Annotated in this window: 13 protein-coding genes; 10 read left to right on the top strand and 3 right to left on the bottom strand. The window is 67.2% G+C overall.

The annotated features are described in order from the left end of the window. Positions 1-8: 8 nt before the first annotated feature. The 4 genes from KRX52_RS00885 to KRX52_RS00870 all read left to right on the top strand — a co-directional run bounded on the left by KRX52_RS00885 (position 9) and on the right by KRX52_RS00870 (position 4093). A complete protein-coding gene (locus KRX52_RS00885) occupies positions 9-272 on the top strand; it encodes a DUF1653 domain-containing protein (protein WP_217679260.1) in 264 nt (87 codons plus the stop codon). A gap of 123 nt (positions 273-395) precedes the next feature. Beyond that, positions 396-2999 (top strand): type I DNA topoisomerase, encoded by a 2604-nt coding sequence (gene topA, locus KRX52_RS00880; protein ID WP_217679259.1) that lies wholly within the window; start codon positions 396-398, stop codon positions 2997-2999. A gap of 171 nt (positions 3000-3170) precedes the next feature. Then, positions 3171-3695: a DUF6586 family protein gene (locus KRX52_RS00875; RefSeq protein ID WP_217679258.1), complete on the top strand. Its 525-nt coding sequence runs from the start codon at positions 3171-3173 to the stop codon at positions 3693-3695. Between the two features lie 158 nt (positions 3696-3853). After that, a complete protein-coding gene (locus KRX52_RS00870) occupies positions 3854-4093 on the top strand; it encodes a hypothetical protein (protein WP_217679257.1) in 240 nt (79 codons plus the stop codon). A gap of 71 nt (positions 4094-4164) precedes the next feature. Here the strand turns inward: KRX52_RS00870 and lexA are convergent, their stop codons facing one another. Continuing rightward, a complete protein-coding gene (gene lexA, locus KRX52_RS00865) occupies positions 4165-4779 on the bottom strand; it encodes a transcriptional repressor LexA (protein ID WP_217679256.1) in 615 nt (204 codons plus the stop codon). A gap of 171 nt (positions 4780-4950) precedes the next feature. Here lexA and KRX52_RS00860 point away from each other — a divergent pair, with 171 nt between their 5' ends. Genes KRX52_RS00860 through KRX52_RS00845 form a run of 4 tightly spaced genes read left to right on the top strand, consistent with a single transcriptional unit; the run spans position 4951 to position 7982 of the window. After that, a complete protein-coding gene (locus KRX52_RS00860; RefSeq protein ID WP_217679255.1) occupies positions 4951-5640 on the top strand; it encodes a TetR/AcrR family transcriptional regulator in 690 nt (229 codons plus the stop codon). Between the two features lie 46 nt (positions 5641-5686). Further along, positions 5687-6223 carry a L,D-transpeptidase gene (locus KRX52_RS00855; RefSeq protein ID WP_254797300.1) on the top strand — a complete coding sequence of 179 codons (537 nt, stop codon included), beginning with the start codon at positions 5687-5689 and terminating at the stop codon, positions 6221-6223. Positions 6224-6233: 10 nt separating this feature from the next. Further along, positions 6234-7229: a beta-N-acetylhexosaminidase gene (nagZ, locus tag KRX52_RS00850; protein ID WP_217679254.1), complete on the top strand. Its 996-nt coding sequence runs from the start codon at positions 6234-6236 to the stop codon at positions 7227-7229. 15 nt (positions 7230-7244) lie between these two features. Continuing rightward, on the top strand, positions 7245-7982 hold the full coding sequence (locus KRX52_RS00845) for an S-methyl-5'-thioinosine phosphorylase (RefSeq protein ID WP_217679253.1): 738 nt from the start codon (positions 7245-7247) through the stop codon (positions 7980-7982). Between the two features lie 73 nt (positions 7983-8055). On the opposite strand, the gene KRX52_RS00840 is transcribed toward KRX52_RS00845, so the two are convergent. Together KRX52_RS00840 and mfd are read right to left on the bottom strand one after the other, a co-directional pair. Beyond that, complete coding sequence (locus KRX52_RS00840; RefSeq protein ID WP_217679252.1) at positions 8056-8580, bottom strand: CsiV family protein; 525 nt, start codon at positions 8578-8580, stop codon at positions 8056-8058. 11 nt (positions 8581-8591) lie between these two features. Then, the gene (mfd, locus tag KRX52_RS00835) at positions 8592-12032 is read right to left on the bottom strand and encodes a transcription-repair coupling factor (RefSeq protein ID WP_217679251.1); all 3441 of its coding nucleotides are present in this window, start codon (positions 12030-12032) and stop codon (positions 8592-8594) included. Positions 12033-12162: 130 nt separating this feature from the next. Here mfd and KRX52_RS00830 point away from each other — a divergent pair, with 130 nt between their 5' ends. Both KRX52_RS00830 and KRX52_RS00825 read left to right on the top strand, forming a co-directional pair. Beyond that, a complete protein-coding gene (locus KRX52_RS00830) occupies positions 12163-13623 on the top strand; it encodes a glyceraldehyde-3-phosphate dehydrogenase (RefSeq protein ID WP_217679250.1) in 1461 nt (486 codons plus the stop codon). 283 nt (positions 13624-13906) lie between these two features. Then, positions 13907-15244 (top strand): Na(+)-translocating NADH-quinone reductase subunit A, encoded by a 1338-nt coding sequence (locus KRX52_RS00825; RefSeq protein WP_217679249.1) that lies wholly within the window; start codon positions 13907-13909, stop codon positions 15242-15244. Position 15245: the final 1 nt, after the last annotated feature.

Below are 15245 nucleotides of genomic sequence, written 5' to 3'. Positions count from 1 at the left end.
CGATGTGCATGACGCTGCAAACTGGGCTCTACCGTCACTACAAGGGCCGCGAGTATCGCGTGCTGGGTCTGGCCCGGCACTCCGAGACCGAGGAAGAGCTGGTGGTCTACCAGGCGCTGTATGGCGACTACGGCCTGTGGGTGCGGCCGCTGGCGATGTTTCTGGAAACCGTGGAGGTGGAGGGGGAGGCGTTGCCGCGCTTTGCCCTAGAGCGCAGCGAAAGGGTGGAGTTTCGCTACGCTGAGGACGATCCGTCGCCGCCCCGTGCTTGACCTCGTTGCGCGGGCCACTATATATAGCGTGGCTTTATCAGGGTGCAGTTGCATTTAATTGCATATTTTGCGCCGACGGTCCTCGCCGTTCATCTCGACATCTTTTCAGGAACTCTCCGATTCATGGGCAAATCTCTGGTCATCGTGGAATCACCGGCCAAGGCCAAGACGATCAACAAGTACCTGGGCAACCAGTACGTGGTGAAGTCGAGCATCGGTCATATCCGCGACCTGCCCACCAGCGGCTCGGCCAGCAAGGAGCCGGTCAAGCGCGGCAAGGCCGCCGCGGCCGAAGCGCCGGCGTTGTCGCCCAAGGAAAAGGCCAAGCGCCAGCTGTTCGCGCGCATGGGCATCGATCCCGAGCACGGCTGGAAGGCCCAGTACGAGATCCTGCCCGGCAAGGAGAAGGTGATCGAGGAGTTGCGCCGTCTGGCCAAGGATGCCGACACCATCTATCTCGCAACCGACTTGGATAGAGAGGGGGAGGCGATCGCCTGGCACCTGCGCGAGGCCATCGGCGGCGACGACAGCCGCTACAAGCGCGTGGTGTTCAACGAGATCACCAAGAAGGCCATCCAGGACGCCTTCGCCCAGCCCGGCGAGCTGGACATCAACCGGGTCAACGCCCAGCAGGCGCGGCGTTTCCTCGACCGCGTGGTCGGCTACATGGTCTCGCCGCTGCTGTGGGCCAAGATCGCTCGTGGCCTGTCCGCCGGCCGCGTGCAGTCGGTGGCGGTGAAGCTGGTGGTGGACCGCGAGCGCGAGATCCGCGCCTTCGTCCCGGAAGAGTACTGGGATGTGCATGCCGACCTGGCAACCGCCAAGCAGGCCAAGGTGCGCTTCGAGGTGGCCCGCCAGCACGGCGAGGCGTTCAAGCCGGTCAACGAAGCCCAGGCGATGGCTGCCGTGGCGGCGCTCAAGTCCGCCGCCTACCAGGTGGCCAAGCGCGAGGACAAGCCGACTTCGAGCAAGCCGTCCGCGCCCTTCATTACCTCCACCCTGCAGCAGGCGGCGAGCAACCGCCTGGGCTTCGGGGTGAAGAAGACCATGATGATGGCTCAGCGCCTGTACGAGGCCGGCTACATCACCTACATGCGTACCGACTCGACCAACCTGTCGCAGGATGCCATCGACATGGCGCGCGGCTTCATCGAGGGCGAGTTCGGCCAGCAGTACCTGCCGGCCAAGCCGAACGTCTACAGCAGCAAGGAAGGCGCCCAGGAAGCGCACGAGGCGATCCGTCCTTCCGACGTCAACCTCAAGCCGACCCAGCTGACCGGCATGGAGCGCGACGCCGAGCGCCTGTACGAGCTGATCTGGCGCCAGTTCGTCGCCTGCCAGATGCCGCCGGCCGAGTACCTGTCCACCAGCGTCACGGTCAAGGCCGGCGACTTCGAGCTGCGCGCCAAGGGCCGCATCCTCAAGTTCGACGGCTTCACCCGCGTGCAGCCGTCGCAGGGCAAGCCGGGCGAGGACGACGTGCTGCCCGACATGCTCCAGGGCGACCGGCTCGAGCTGCTCCAGCTCGAGCCGGCCCAGCACTTCACCAAGCCGCCGGCGCGCTACTCGGAAGCCAGTCTGGTCAAGGAGATGGAAAAGCGCGGCATCGGTCGTCCCTCGACCTATGCGGCGATCATCTCGACCATCCAGGAGCGCGGCTACGTGACCCTGCAAAACCGCCGCTTCTACGCCGAGAAGATCGGCGACATCGTCACCGAGCGGCTGTCGGAGAGCTTCGCCCACCTGATGGACTACGGCTTCACCGCCGGCATGGAGGAGCACCTCGACGACGTCGCCCAGGGCGAACGCGAGTGGAAGCACCTGCTCGACGAGTTCTACGGCGACTTCAAGAACAAGCTCGAGGTAGCTGCGGCCAGCGACAGCGGCATGCGCGCCAACCTGCCGACGCTGACCGATATTCCGTGCAAGGAATGCGGTCGGCCGATGACCATCCGTACCGCCTCCACCGGCGTGTTCCTCGGCTGCTCCGGCTACGCGCTGCCGCCCAAGGAGCGCTGCAAGGCCACGGTCAACCTGATTCCCGGCGACGAGATTGCCGCCGACGACGAGGGCGAATCGGAGTCCCGCGTGCTGCGCAGCAAGCGCCGCTGCGCCAAGTGCGGCACGGCGATGGACGCTTACCTGCTCGACGAGCAGCACAAGCTGCACATCTGCGGCAACAACCCGGACTGCTCGGGTTACGAGATCGAGGAAGGCCAGTACCGTATCAAGGGCTACGAAGGCCCGAGCCTGGAGTGCGACAAGTGCGGCAGCGAGATGCAGCTGAAGACCGGCCGTTTCGGCAAGTTCTTCGGCTGCACCAACAGCGCCTGCAAGAACACCCGCAAGCTGCTCAAGAACGGCGAGGCGGCGCCGCCGAAGATCGACCCGATCAAGATGCCGGAGTTGCGCTGCGCCAAGGTCGACGACGTCTACGTGCTGCGTGACGGCGCCTCGGGTTTGTTCCTTGCCGCCAGCCTGTTCCCGAAGAACCGCGAAACCCGCGCCCCGCTGGTTTCCGAGCTGATTCCGCACAAGGACGAGCTGGACGCCAAGTACCACTTCCTGCTCGACGCCCCGCAGCAGGATCCGGACGGCCGCCCGGCGGTGATCCGCTTCAGTCGCAAGACCAAGGAGCAGTACGTGCAGAGCGAGGTGGACGGCAAGCCCAGCGGCTGGCGCGCGTTCTATGCCGACGGCAAGTGGACGGTGGAAGACAAGCGCTGAGTCCGCCGCCTGTCGCTTGAACACAACCGGCCGGAGCGTGCAGACGCCCGGCCGGTTGTGCTTTGTGGGGCAGCGGTTCCGGAGCCGGCTGGCTCCTGCGCAGGCCGGCTCCCGCCGGCGACCGGTGGGGTGTCGCCAGCGTATACTTGGACTTCTGTCGAGGAGTCCGCCATGGCCAACGAGCTGTACACCCGTACCAACCAGAAACTCTACTTCGCCGGTCTGGCGCTGGACGCCTGGCGTGCCGCCGACGCGGCGCAGGCGCTGAATGCCCGCACGCAGATCCAGGCCGCTCGCGAAGGCGCGCTGTTCCATCTGTATGGCGCAGTGCTCGGGCTGGGTCACGAGATCGCCGGCTACTATCGTTTGCCCCAGGCGGCTGCGCCGCAGGTCGAGCAGCTGCTCACCCGCGAGGTCCTCGACGCTGCGCCCAGCCCGGAGCTGGCCGAGCTGGTCGATCTGGCGCAGGACCGGCAGAGCTGGCTGGGTCAGCTGCTGGCGGCCTATCGCCAGCTGTTCGAGCCGCCGCGCGAGGCGAAGAAGGCCAAGGTCGACCCGGCGCTGGCGCTGATCACGGCGGTCGATGTGGGCGGCCAGGCCGAGGAGAGCGAGCTGGCCTTGGACAGCCTCGTCGACTGGCAGCAGCAGATCAAGGCGCTGGCCGCGCGCTTTCGCGAAGGCATGAGCGAGTGGTGAGAGCCATCGCCTGCGCGGCACGCAGGCGGGCGGGGGTGCCGCCGGGTGATCTGGCGGCGCGTTTGTCCGACGCGTGGCCAGCGGATGCCGTCGTCACGCTAGGGCGTGAGGCATGGCACTGTTACAATGCTGGCCTTTTTTCGCGGAGCTTCCTCCCCATGCCGACCTCCTTCCTGGAAATCGTGGAATTGCCCGATGGCCGTATCGTCCTGCGTCGTGGCGACGACGAAGAGGCCTTGGTGACCCTCGAGTTTTCCGAGGATGCCAAGGCCTTCCTGCTGGGGCAGCATATCGAGGTGGCCAAGGCGATGTTCAATCTTGGCGTACAGATGGCCGGCAGCATGGCCGACGGCGACTACGAGCATGAGTACAGCGACGAGCCGCGGGTGCTGCACTGAGTCGCCGCGCTCGATCTTTGAGTTGACTCCCCGCGGCCCGCAGCATTCGCAGCGGACCCTGGCGACGGCGTCTAGCGGCGAATGACGCCGACGCTCAGCCCTTCGATGACGAACTCCTGATCCGGCTGCTCCAGGTCGATCACGATCGGGGCGAATTCCGGGTTTTCCGCCAGCAGCTGCACGCGCTTGCCGCGGCGCTGGAAACGCTTGACCGTCACTTCATCTCCGATCCGCGCCACCACGATCTGCCCGTTGACCGCCTCGCGGCAGGCATGCACGGCGAGCAGGTCGCCATCGAGAATACCGACGTCCTTCATGCTCATGCCGTGCACGCGCAGCAGGAAGTCGGCGCGCGGGTGGAAGAATTCCGGGCTGATCCGGCAGCTGTCCTCGATATGCTGCTCGGCGAGGATGGGCGCACCGGCAGCGACCCGACCGATGATCGGCAGTTCGCCTTCGCGCAGCGTCGGTGCGCTATCGGGAATGCGGATGCCCCGCGAGGCGCCGGGAATCATCTCGATGGCGCCCTTGCGGGCCAGCGCGCGCAGATGCTCCTCGGCCGCATTCGGCGAGCGGAAGCCCAGCTCCTGGGCGATTTCGGCACGGGTGGGTGGATAGCCGTGCGCGTCCAGCCAGGTCTTGATGAAAGCCAGGATTTCGCCCTGGCGCGGAGTCAGTTTCTGCATGGGGCGGGCTCTGTCTTATCCAATGGCTGGAAGTATATACAGGGTTATGGTGCCCGCAAACCCTTCCCGGTCGTCGCGGCTTTCTGGCGCTGCAGTCGGAGCCTGCCATACTTGTCAGATGACTAGATTGTTCCCGGGGCTTGGGGCAGATGTCTGACTGATGGAGTGGTCATGGTTGAGTCTGCAACAGTTGAACGGATTCTCGACGCGGCGCAGCAGTTGTTTGCCGAGAAGGGCTTCACTGAGACCTCGCTGCGCTTGATCACCGCCAAGGCGGGGGTCAATCTGGCGGCGGTCAATTATCACTTCGGCTCCAAGGACGCGCTGATCCAGGCGGTATTCGTGCGTTTTCTCGGGCCGTTCTGCCAGCGCCTCGAGGACGAGCTGGAGAGCCGCGAGGGCAAGCCCGCAACGCTTGAGGAGCTGCTCGAATTGCTGGTGGCGCTGGCGCTGGAGGTCAGCCAGGGCAGCAGCAACCTCCGGGTGTTCATGCGCCTGCTCGGCATGGCCGTGCGCGAGCACCAGCGTCATCTGCGTAGTTACCTTGCCGGCCTGTACGGCAAGGTGTTTCGTCGCTACCTGCAACTGTTGCAAGATGCGCTGCCGGGTGTACCACCGCTGGAGCTGTTCTGGCGGGTGCATTTCATGCTCGGCGCGGCGACCTTCAGCATGGCCGGCATCGAGGGGTTGCGCGAGGTCGTTGCCCGCGACTTCGACGTGGATGCCTCGGCCGAGCAGGTGCTGAGTCTTCTCGTGCCGTTCATGGCCGCCGGCATGCGCGCCGACAGTGCGCTGACCGACCCTGCCTTGATTGCGGCCCGTCCGCGGCGCAACGGCAAGGCGAACAACCACGGCAAATAACCCGTGGGTGCCGCGCCCAGGTGGATCGGCTAAGCTAGTGGCCCCTATGACTGCCGCCGCCGCCATGCTCGATCTGCTGCACATTTCCATCGCCGACCAGTGCCTGTACGGCTTCGCCGCGGGCCGGTTGTGCCTGCGCCTGCCGGTGTCCACCGCCCTCAATGGGCCGGGCGAACGGCAGGGCTCGGGGTGCACCCCGCGCGGCCGCCACCAGGTGCGGGCGAAGATCGGCGCCGATCTGCCGCTGGGGGCGGTGCTGGTCGGCCGGCGCTGGACCGGCGAGGTCTGGTCGCCCGAGCTGGCGGCGCAGCATCCGCAGCGCGACTGGATCCTCACCCGCATCCTGTGGCTGAGCGGCTGCGAGCCGGGGCGCAACCGCCTCGGCGCGGTCGACACCTTCCGCCGCTACATCTACCTGCACGGTACTCCCGACAGCGAGCCGCTGGGCGCGCCGCTGTCGCACGGCTGCATCCGCCTGCGCAACACCGACCTGCTGGCGTTGTTCGAGCAGGTGCCGCCGCACTGTTCCGTGATCATCGACGAGGCGCCGCAGCCGCAATGGCGGCTGGCCGCGCTGCACTGAGGAGTTTTTCATGTCTGGTTCGCTGATGCTGGATATCGCCGGCACCTGGCTGACGGCCGAGGATCGTCGCCTGCTGCGCCAGCCGGAGGTGGGCGGGCTGATCCTGTTCGCCCGCAACATCGAGCACCCGCAGCAGGTGCGTGAGCTGTGCGCGGCGATCCGCGCCGAGCGTCCCGACCTGCTGCTGGCGGTGGACCAGGAAGGCGGCCGGGTGCAGCGCCTGCGCCAGGGCTTCGTGCGCCTGCCGTCGATGCAGGCGCTGGCCGCCGCACCGGATGCGCCGCGCCTGGCCGGCCAGTGCGGCTGGCTGATGGCCACCGAGGTGCTGGCGGTCGGTCTCGACTTCAGCTTCGCGCCGGTGCTCGACCTTGACCACGGGCGCAGCACGGTGATCGGCTCGCGCGCCTTCGGCAGCGATCCCGCGCGGGTCAGCCAACTGGCCGCGGCCTTCATCGCCGGCATGCGTGAGGCCGGCATGGCCGCCACCGGCAAGCACTTCCCCGGCCACGGCTGGCCCGAGGCGGATTCGCATGTGGCCATTCCGCGCGACGAGCGCTCGCTGGACGAGATTCGCGCCTGCGACCTGCAGCCCTTCGTCGCCCTCGCGCCGCAGCTCGACGGCATCATGCCGGCCCACGTGATCTACCCGCAGGTCGACGCGCAGCCGGCCGGATTCTCGCGCCGCTGGCTGCAGGACATCCTGCGCGGCGAGCTGGGCTACCAGGGGGTGATCTTCAGCGACGACCTGAGCATGGCCGGCGCCCACGTCGCCGGTGCTGCCGATGCGCGGGTGGCGGCGGCGCTGGATGCCGGCTGCGACATGGCCCTGGTGTGCAACGACCGCGGCGCCGCCGAGCAGGCGCTGGACTATCTGCAGCGGCGCGGCGTGCAGCCGCCCGCGCGCCTGGCGCGGATGCGCGCACGGAGCTGGCCGGGCCAGGACTACCGTGCCCAGCCGCGCTGGCTGGAAGCGGTGGGCGCGCTGCGCGCCGCCGGACTGATCTGATCTGAGGAGAACTGGATGAGCGTTGTAGCCATCATCGGCGGTACCGGACTGACCCAGCTGGAAGGGCTGACCATTCGCGAAGCCGTCACTCTGGACACGCCCTGGGGCAAGCCCTCGGCGGACGTGCTGCGCGGCGAGTTCGGCGGCCGCGAGGTGCTGTTCCTCGCTCGCCACGGCCACCCGCACCGCATCCCGCCGCACCAGGTCAACTACCGCGCCAACCTGTGGGCGCTGCAGGCGGCCGGCGCCGAGGCGATCCTCGCCGTCAACGCGGTGGGCGGCATTCACGCCGCGATGGGCACCGGCCACTTCTGCGTGCCGCACCAGCTGATCGACTACACGTGGGGGCGCGGCTCGACCTTCTTCGAGGGCGAGCTGGACCACGTCACCCATATCGACTTCAGCCATCCCTACGACGAAGACCTGCGCCAGCAACTGATCGCCGCCCTGCGTGCCGAGGGCTGCGACTTCAGCGGTCGCGGCGTGTACGCCTGCAGCCAGGGGCCGCGCCTGGAGACGGTGGCGGAGATCGCCCGCCTGGAGCGCGACGGCGGCGACATCGTCGGCATGACCGGCATGCCCGAGGCGGCGCTGGCCCGCGAGCTGGAGCTGCCCTACGCCTGCCTGGCGCTGGTGGTCAATCCGGCGGCCGGCAAGTCCACCGGCATCATCACCATGGCCGAGATCGAGCAGGCGCTGGCTGATGGCATGGGCAAGGTGAAGGCAGTGCTGCGCCGCGTACTGGCGGCCTGACAGCCACCCCGCTGGCCAACAAAAAGGGCGGCAGATTCGATCTGCCGCCCTTTTTGCCGTCTGGCGTTGCTGCTCAGAGCGGAGTGACGCGGATCAGCGCGCCGATGCTCGGGTGGTCGAGGTAGGTCGGCTGGCCGGGGATCAGGCGCCGCTGGATCTGCAGGCGCTCGCTACTGGCGAGGAAGCCGTCGCGGTTGAACTGGTTGACCCAGGTCTGCAGGTTCAACTCGAGCTGGCGGCCCTGGGTCAGGTCGAGCACGCCCTCGACCGGGAAGTGGCCGTCGCGTTCCTTGCCGGTGACGAAGCGCACCGGCGCCGGGCTGCTGCCGACGCCCTGTTGCCAGGCCTTGTGCAGCACGATCTGGTAGCCCTTGCCGGCAAGCTTTTCGGCATCGCCGGTCAGGGCCGGGCCGCGCTCGCTTTCCGGGGCGATGGTGAGCGCGTTGCCGGCCCAGTCCTCGGGCGAAGGCTGACTGGCGTTGAGCGGCTTTTCCGCCTGGCGGAACACGATCAGTTCGACCTGGTACAGCGCTTCGGCGAAGGCCGACGGGGCGATCAGCAGCAGCGAGACCAGCAGGGGGCGGAGCAGTCGGAGCATGGGGTTTTCCTTCAGGCGGAGGGCGGGGTCAGGCGCTCGAACAGCGCCTCCAGGGTATTGAAGCGCTGTTCCGGGCGCTCCATCGGCACCTGGAACTTGAACACGGTGGCGCCTTCGAACTTGTAGCGGGCAGGCGCGCTCTGGATCAGCTTGATCAGGGTCAGCGGCTCGACCGGGGTGTCGGCGGCGAACTCGAGGCGCCCGCCCTGCGGGCCGGCGTCGACCTTCTTGATGCCCAGTTGCTCGGCCTGCAGCTTGAGCAGGGTCAGGCGCATCAGGTTCTTCGCCGGCTCCGGCAGCAGGCCGAAACGGTCGATCATCTCCACCTGCAGCTCGTTGAGCGCGCGCTCGTCCTCGGCCGAGGCGATGCGCTTGTAGAGGATCAGCCGTGCATGCACGTCCGGCAGGTAGTCCTCGGGGATCAATGCCGGCAGGCGCAGGTTGATCTCCGGGCCGCCGCCCAGCGGCTGCTCGAGGTTGGGCTGCTCGCCCTTGCGGATCGCCTTGACCGCGCGTTCGAGCATTTCCATGTACAGGGTGAAGCCGACCGCCTGGATCTGCCCGCTCTGGCCTTCGCCGAGCAGTTCGCCGGCGCCGCGGATCTCCAGGTCGTGGGTGGCCAGCACGAAGCCGGCGCCGAGGTCCTGGGCGTTGGCGATGGCTTCCAGGCGCTTCTGCGCGTCGTCGGTCATCTGCTTGCGCGGCGGAGTGAGCAGGTAGGCGTAGGCCTGGTGGTGGCTGCGGCCGACCCGGCCGCGCAGCTGGTGCAGCTGGGCCAGGCCGAACTTGTCGGCGCGCTCGATGATGATGGTGTTGGCGCTGGGCACGTCGATGCCGGTCTCGATGATGGTCGAGGCCACCAGCACGTTGAAGCGCTTGTGGTAGAAGTCGCCCATCACCTGTTCCAGCTCGCGCTCGCGCATCTGTCCGTGGCCGATGCCGATGCGCGCCTCGGGCACCAGTTCGGCCAGGTCGGCGGCGCACTTCTCGATGGTCTTCACCTCGTTGTGCAGGTAGTAGACCTGGCCGCCGCGCAGCAGCTCGCGCAGCAGGGCCTCCTTGATGGTCGGCTGGTTGGCCTCCATGACGAAGGTGCGCACCGACAGCCGCCGCGCCGGCGGGGTGGCGATGATCGACAGGTCGCGCATGCCCGCTACCGCCATGTTCAGCGTGCGCGGGATCGGCGTGGCGGTCAGGTTGAGGATGTCCACCTCGCTGCGCAGGGCCTTGAGCTGTTCCTTCTGGCGCACGCCGAAGCGGTGTTCCTCGTCGATGATCACCAGGCCGAGGTCGTGGAACTTGACGTCGTCCTGCAGCAGCTTGTGGGTGCCGATGATGATGTCGATCTTGCCTTCGGCCAGCTCGGCGGCGGCGGCGGCGACGTCCTTGGCCGACTTGAAGCGGCTCATCACCTCGACCTTCACCGGCCAGTCGGCGAAGCGGTCGCGGAAACTGTTGTAGTGCTGCTGGGCGAGCAGGGTGGTGGGTACCAGCACCGCCACCTGCTTGCCGCTGTGCACTGCGATGAAGGCGGCGCGCATGGCCACCTCGGTCTTGCCGAAGCCGACGTCGCCGCAGACCAGGCGGTCCATCGGCTTGGCCGCGAGCATGTCCTCGCGCACCGCGTCGATGGCGGCCTGCTGGTCGGGCGTCTCCTCGAAGGGGAAGCCGGCGCTGAAGGTTTCGTAGTCGAGCTGCGGATCCTGGAAGGCGAAGCCCTGGCGGGCGGCGCGGCGGGCGTAGACGTCGAGCAGTTCGGCGGCGACGTCGCGCACCTGTTCGGCGGCCTTGCGCTTGGCCTTCTGCCAGGTTTCCGAACCGAGGCGGTGCAGCGGCGCCAGCGCGTCGTCGCTGCCGGTGTAGCGGGCGATCAGGTGCAGGCTGGCCACCGGCACGTAGAGCTTGGCTTCCTCGGCGTATTCGAGCATGAGGAATTCGGCGGCCTGGCCCTCGACTTCCAGGGTAACCAGGCCCTGATAGCGGCCGACGCCGTGGTCGATGTGCACCACCGGCGCGCCCTCGCGCAGCTCGGTGAGGTTCTTGATCACGTTGTCGCCGCCGCCGTGGCCCTTCTCGCGACGGCGGCGCTGCATGATGCGCTGGCCGAACAGCGGGCTTTCCGGAATCAGCGCCAGCTCGTCGAGCAGCAGGCCCTCGTCCAGCGGCGCGATGGTGATCGCCAGGCGCTCGCCGGCGGCGACGAAGGCGGGCCAGCCGTCGACTTCCCGCGGCTTGAGCTTGAGGCGGGCGAGCAGCTCCAGCAGCACCTCGCGGCGTCCCGCCGATTCGGCGCAGAACAGCACGCGGCCGGGGTAGTCCTCGAGGAAGCGGCGCAGCGCGGCCAGCGGCTCGCCGGCCTTGGCCTGGATCGCCAGGTCGGGCAGGGTGCGGGCGCTGAAGCGCTCGCGGCCGACGCCGGGCTCGAGGTCCTGCTGGGCGGCGATCACCCGCGGCCAGCCCTTCAGGCGGGCGAAGCAGTCCTCCACCGGCAGGAACAGCTCGGCCGGCGGCAGCAGCGGGCGCTCGGGGTCGACGCGGCGGTCCTCGTAGCGGCTGCGCACGTCGCTCCAGAACTGCTCGGCAGCCTGCTCGATGCCGGGCAGGGAGAACACCTGGGTGTCGCTCGGCAGGTAGTCGAACAGGGTCGCGGTCTGCTCGAAGAACAGCGGCAGGTAGTACTCGATGCCGGCCGGCACCAGGCCGCTGGACAGGTCCTGGTACAGCGGGCAGCGCCGGTAGTCGACGTCGAAGCGCTCGCGAAAGCGCGCGCGGAAGTCGGCCACCGCCTTCTTTTCCAGCGGGAACTCGCGCGCCGGCAGCAGGCGCACCGAGTCGACCTTGTCCACCGAGCGCTGGGTCTCGGGGTCGAAGGTGCGCAGGGTCTCGATCTCGTCGTCGAACAGGTCGATGCGATACGGCAGCGCGCTGCCCATCGGGTAGAGGTCGAGCAGCGCGCCGCGCACGGCGAACTCGCCGTGCTCGTAGACGGTGTCCACGCAGCGGTAGCCGGCGGCTTCCAGGCGCGTACGGGTGGCCTCGACGTTGAGGCGCTGGCCGACATCCAGCACCAGGCTGGAGCCGAGCAGGAAAGTCGGCGGCGGCAGGCGGTGCAGGGCGGTGGCGATCGGCACCACCAGCACGCCGCGGCTGAGTTCGGGCAGCTGGTAGAGGGCGGCGATGCGCTGCGAGATGATGTCCTGGTGCGGCGAGAACACGTCGTAGGGCAGGGTTTCCCAGTCGGGGAAGTGCAGCACCGGCAGGTCGGGGGCGAAGAAGCGCAGCTCCTCCTGCAGGCGCTCGGCGCTCTGGCTGCCCTCGGTCAACAGCAGGGTGAAGCGCCGGGAGGCGCCGGCGGCCTCGGCGATAGCCAGGCTCTGGGCGGCGCCGGGCAGGTTGCCCCAGTGTTGTTTGCCGGCGGCGGCCGGCAGGCTCGGAAGACGCAGTACGGTCACGGGCGGCTCGGGATGGCGACAAAGTCGCGATTGTAGCGGGCGGGCGCGCCAGCTGTCAGTGTCGGCGGGAGGGCACGTTGCCCGAAAGCGTCGGGGTCGTCATAATGTAGCCCTTTGTGCAAACCCCTACATGTGGAAGGTATCGACCGTGACCCAGAAGACCGACCAGTGCCTTGGTGAGTGGATTGACCGCGAGGCCCTTGCCGAGGCCATGATTCCGCTGATCGGCCAGCTCTACCGCAACAACAATGTGGTGACCTCGATCTATGGTCGCGGCCTGATCAAGCGTTCGGTAATCGGCATTCTCAAGGTGCATCGCTTCGCCCGTCAGATCGACGATGCCGAGCTGTCCGTACACGACACCTTCCCGATCCTGCAGGTTCTGAGCACTCTGGAACTGGGTGCCGCTTCCGTCGACCTCGGCCGCATGGCGGTCAAGTTCAAGCAGGAAGGCAACGGCCGCAGCATCGAACAGTTCGTCCGCGAAGAGCTGGCCGAGGTGGTTGGCAAGCAGGGTGGCGAGAAGCGCGAAGGCACCGACGTGGTGCTCTACGGCTTCGGTCGTATCGGTCGCCTGCTGGCGCGCATCATGATCGAGAAGAGCGGTGGCGGCGAAGGTCTGCGCCTGCGTGCCATCGTCGTGCGCAAGGGCGCCGAGAACGATCTGGTCAAGCGTGCCAGCCTGCTGCGCCGCGACTCCGTGCATGGTCCGTTCAACGGCACCATCACCATCGACGAGGAAAACAACACCATCCTCGCCAATGGCAACCTGATCCAGGTGATCTACTCCAACGATCCGACCTCGGTGGACTACACCGCCTACGGCATCAAGGACGCCATCGTCGTCGACAACACCGGCAAGTGGCGCGATGCCGAAGGCCTCGGCCAGCACCTCAAGTGCCCGGGCGTGGCTCGCGTGCTGCTGACCGCGCCGGGCAAGGGCGAGATCAAGAACATCGTCCACGGCATCAACCACGGCCTGATCACCGGCGAGGACAAGATCCTCTCGGCGGCCTCCTGCACCACCAACGCCATCGTGCCGGTGCTGAAGGCGGTCTACGACAAGTTCGGCATCGCCCATGGTCACGTGGAGACCGTGCACTCCTACACCAACGATCAGAACCTGATCGACAACTTCCACAAGGGCGACCGTCGTGGCCGCAGTGCCGCGCTGAACATGGTGATCACCGAGACCGGTGCCGCCACTGCCGCCGCCAAGGCCCTGCCGGTGCTCAAGGGCAAGCTGACCGGCAATGCCATCCGCGTGCCGACGCCGAACGTTTCCATGGCCATCCTCAACCTGACCCTGGAAAAGGCCACCAGCCGCGACGAGATCAACGAGTACCTGCGCCACATGGCGCTGCACTCCGAACTGCACAAGCAGATCGACTTCACCAACTCGCCGGAAGTGGTGTCCACCGACTTCGTTGGCTCCCGCCATGCCGGCGTGGTCGATGCCGAAGCCACCATCTGCAACGACAACCGCGTCGTGCTGTACGTGTGGTACGACAACGAGTTCGGTTACAGCTGCCAGGTAGTGCGTGTGCTGGAAGACGTGGCCGGGGTCAACCCGCTGTCCTTCCCGCGCTGATCCGCGCAATAGGGTGAAAAAAAACGGGAGCTTCGGCTCCCGTTTTGCATTTCCGGGCCGGAGTTAAGAGGGTTGTTTCTGGTTGTTTCCGCACCGGATCAGTTGGACGTTTCGGGTGGTCAGTCTGGGGAGGGAGTCCATATAATTGGCCGGATTTTTGCACTAGGGGTGTGGTTCGTGTGGGGTGTCCGACAATCCATGGTCGTCAGCGTGGCGGCCATGGCCGGCTTGGACGACACACGACATCCTTGTTTGTTTAATTATTACTGATTGGGCTAAGCGGATGATAAGAATCAAACGTGGACTGGACCTGCCCATCACCGGCGCCCCCGTGCAACGTATCGAGGCCGCGCGGCCGGTACGCAGTGTGGCGCTGGTTGGCTTCGACTATCACGGCATGAAGCCCACGATGCAGGTGCAGGTCGGTGATCGAGTGAAGCTTGGCCAGGTCCTGTTCTCCGACAAGAAGACCCCTGGGGTGAACTACACGGCGCCGGCCGCCGGCGTGGTGAGCGCCATCCACCGTGGCGAGCAGCGCGTGCTGCAGTCCGTGGTCGTCGATGTGGAGGGCGACGAGCAGATCACCTTCGCCAGCTATCCCGCTGGCCAACTGGCCAATCTCGATGGCCGCCTGGTGCGCGAGAACCTGCAGGACTCGGGCCTGTGGACCGCGCTGCGTACCCGCCCGTTCAGCAAGGTCCCGGCCGTCGACGCGACGCCCAGTTCGATCTTCGTCAGTGCCATCGATACCCAGCCACTGGCTGCCGATCCGGCGCCGATCATCGCCGAGCATGCGGCCGACTTCGAGAATGGCCTGCAGGTGCTCGCCCGCCTGGCCAAGGTGTTCCTGTGCAAGGCCGAGGGAGTCAGCCTGGCCGGCGAGGGGACTGTCGGCGTCAGCACCGAGAGCTTCGCCGGCCCGCATCCGGCCGGCCTGGCCGGTACCCACATCCACTTCCTCGATCCGGTCAGCGCGACCAAGAGCGTGTGGACCATCAACTACCAGGACGTGGTCGCCGTTGGCAAGCTGTTCACCACGGGCCAGCTGTGGACCGAGCGGGTGGTCGCCCTGGCCGGTCCGGTGGTGGAACAGCCGCGCCTGCTACGCACCCGCCTGGGCGCCAGTCTGGACGAGCTGACCGCTGGCGAACTGCAGTCCGGACATAATCGGGTGATTTCCGGCTCGGTGTTCGGCGGGCGTACTTCCCGTGGCGCCGCCGCCTTCCTCGGCCGCTACCACCTGCAGGTGTCCTGCCTGCGCGAAGGCACCGACCGCGAGCTGCTGCACTACCTGCGCGCCGGTGTGGACAAGCACTCGGTGCTCAACGTGTTCGTCTCCAAGCTGCTAGCCGCCAAGAAGTTCGCCTTCAGCACCACCACCAACGGCAGTCCGCGGGCGATGGTGCCGGTCGGCAACTACGAGCAGGTGATGCCGCTGGACATCCTGCCGACCCAGTTGCTGCGCTACCTGATCGTCGGCGATACCGAGATGGCGCAGAAGCTCGGTGCCCTCGAGCTGGACGAGGAAGACCTGGCGCTGTGCAGCTACGTCTGCGCCGGCAAGTACGAATACGGTCCGATCCTGCGGGATAACCTGACCCGCATCGAAAAGGAGGGTTGAC

The organism is Geopseudomonas aromaticivorans (assembly GCF_019097855.1).
GTDB classification, from domain to species: domain Bacteria; phylum Pseudomonadota; class Gammaproteobacteria; order Pseudomonadales; family Pseudomonadaceae; genus Geopseudomonas; species Geopseudomonas aromaticivorans.
This window is presented reverse-complemented; position numbering and strand designations above follow the sequence as displayed.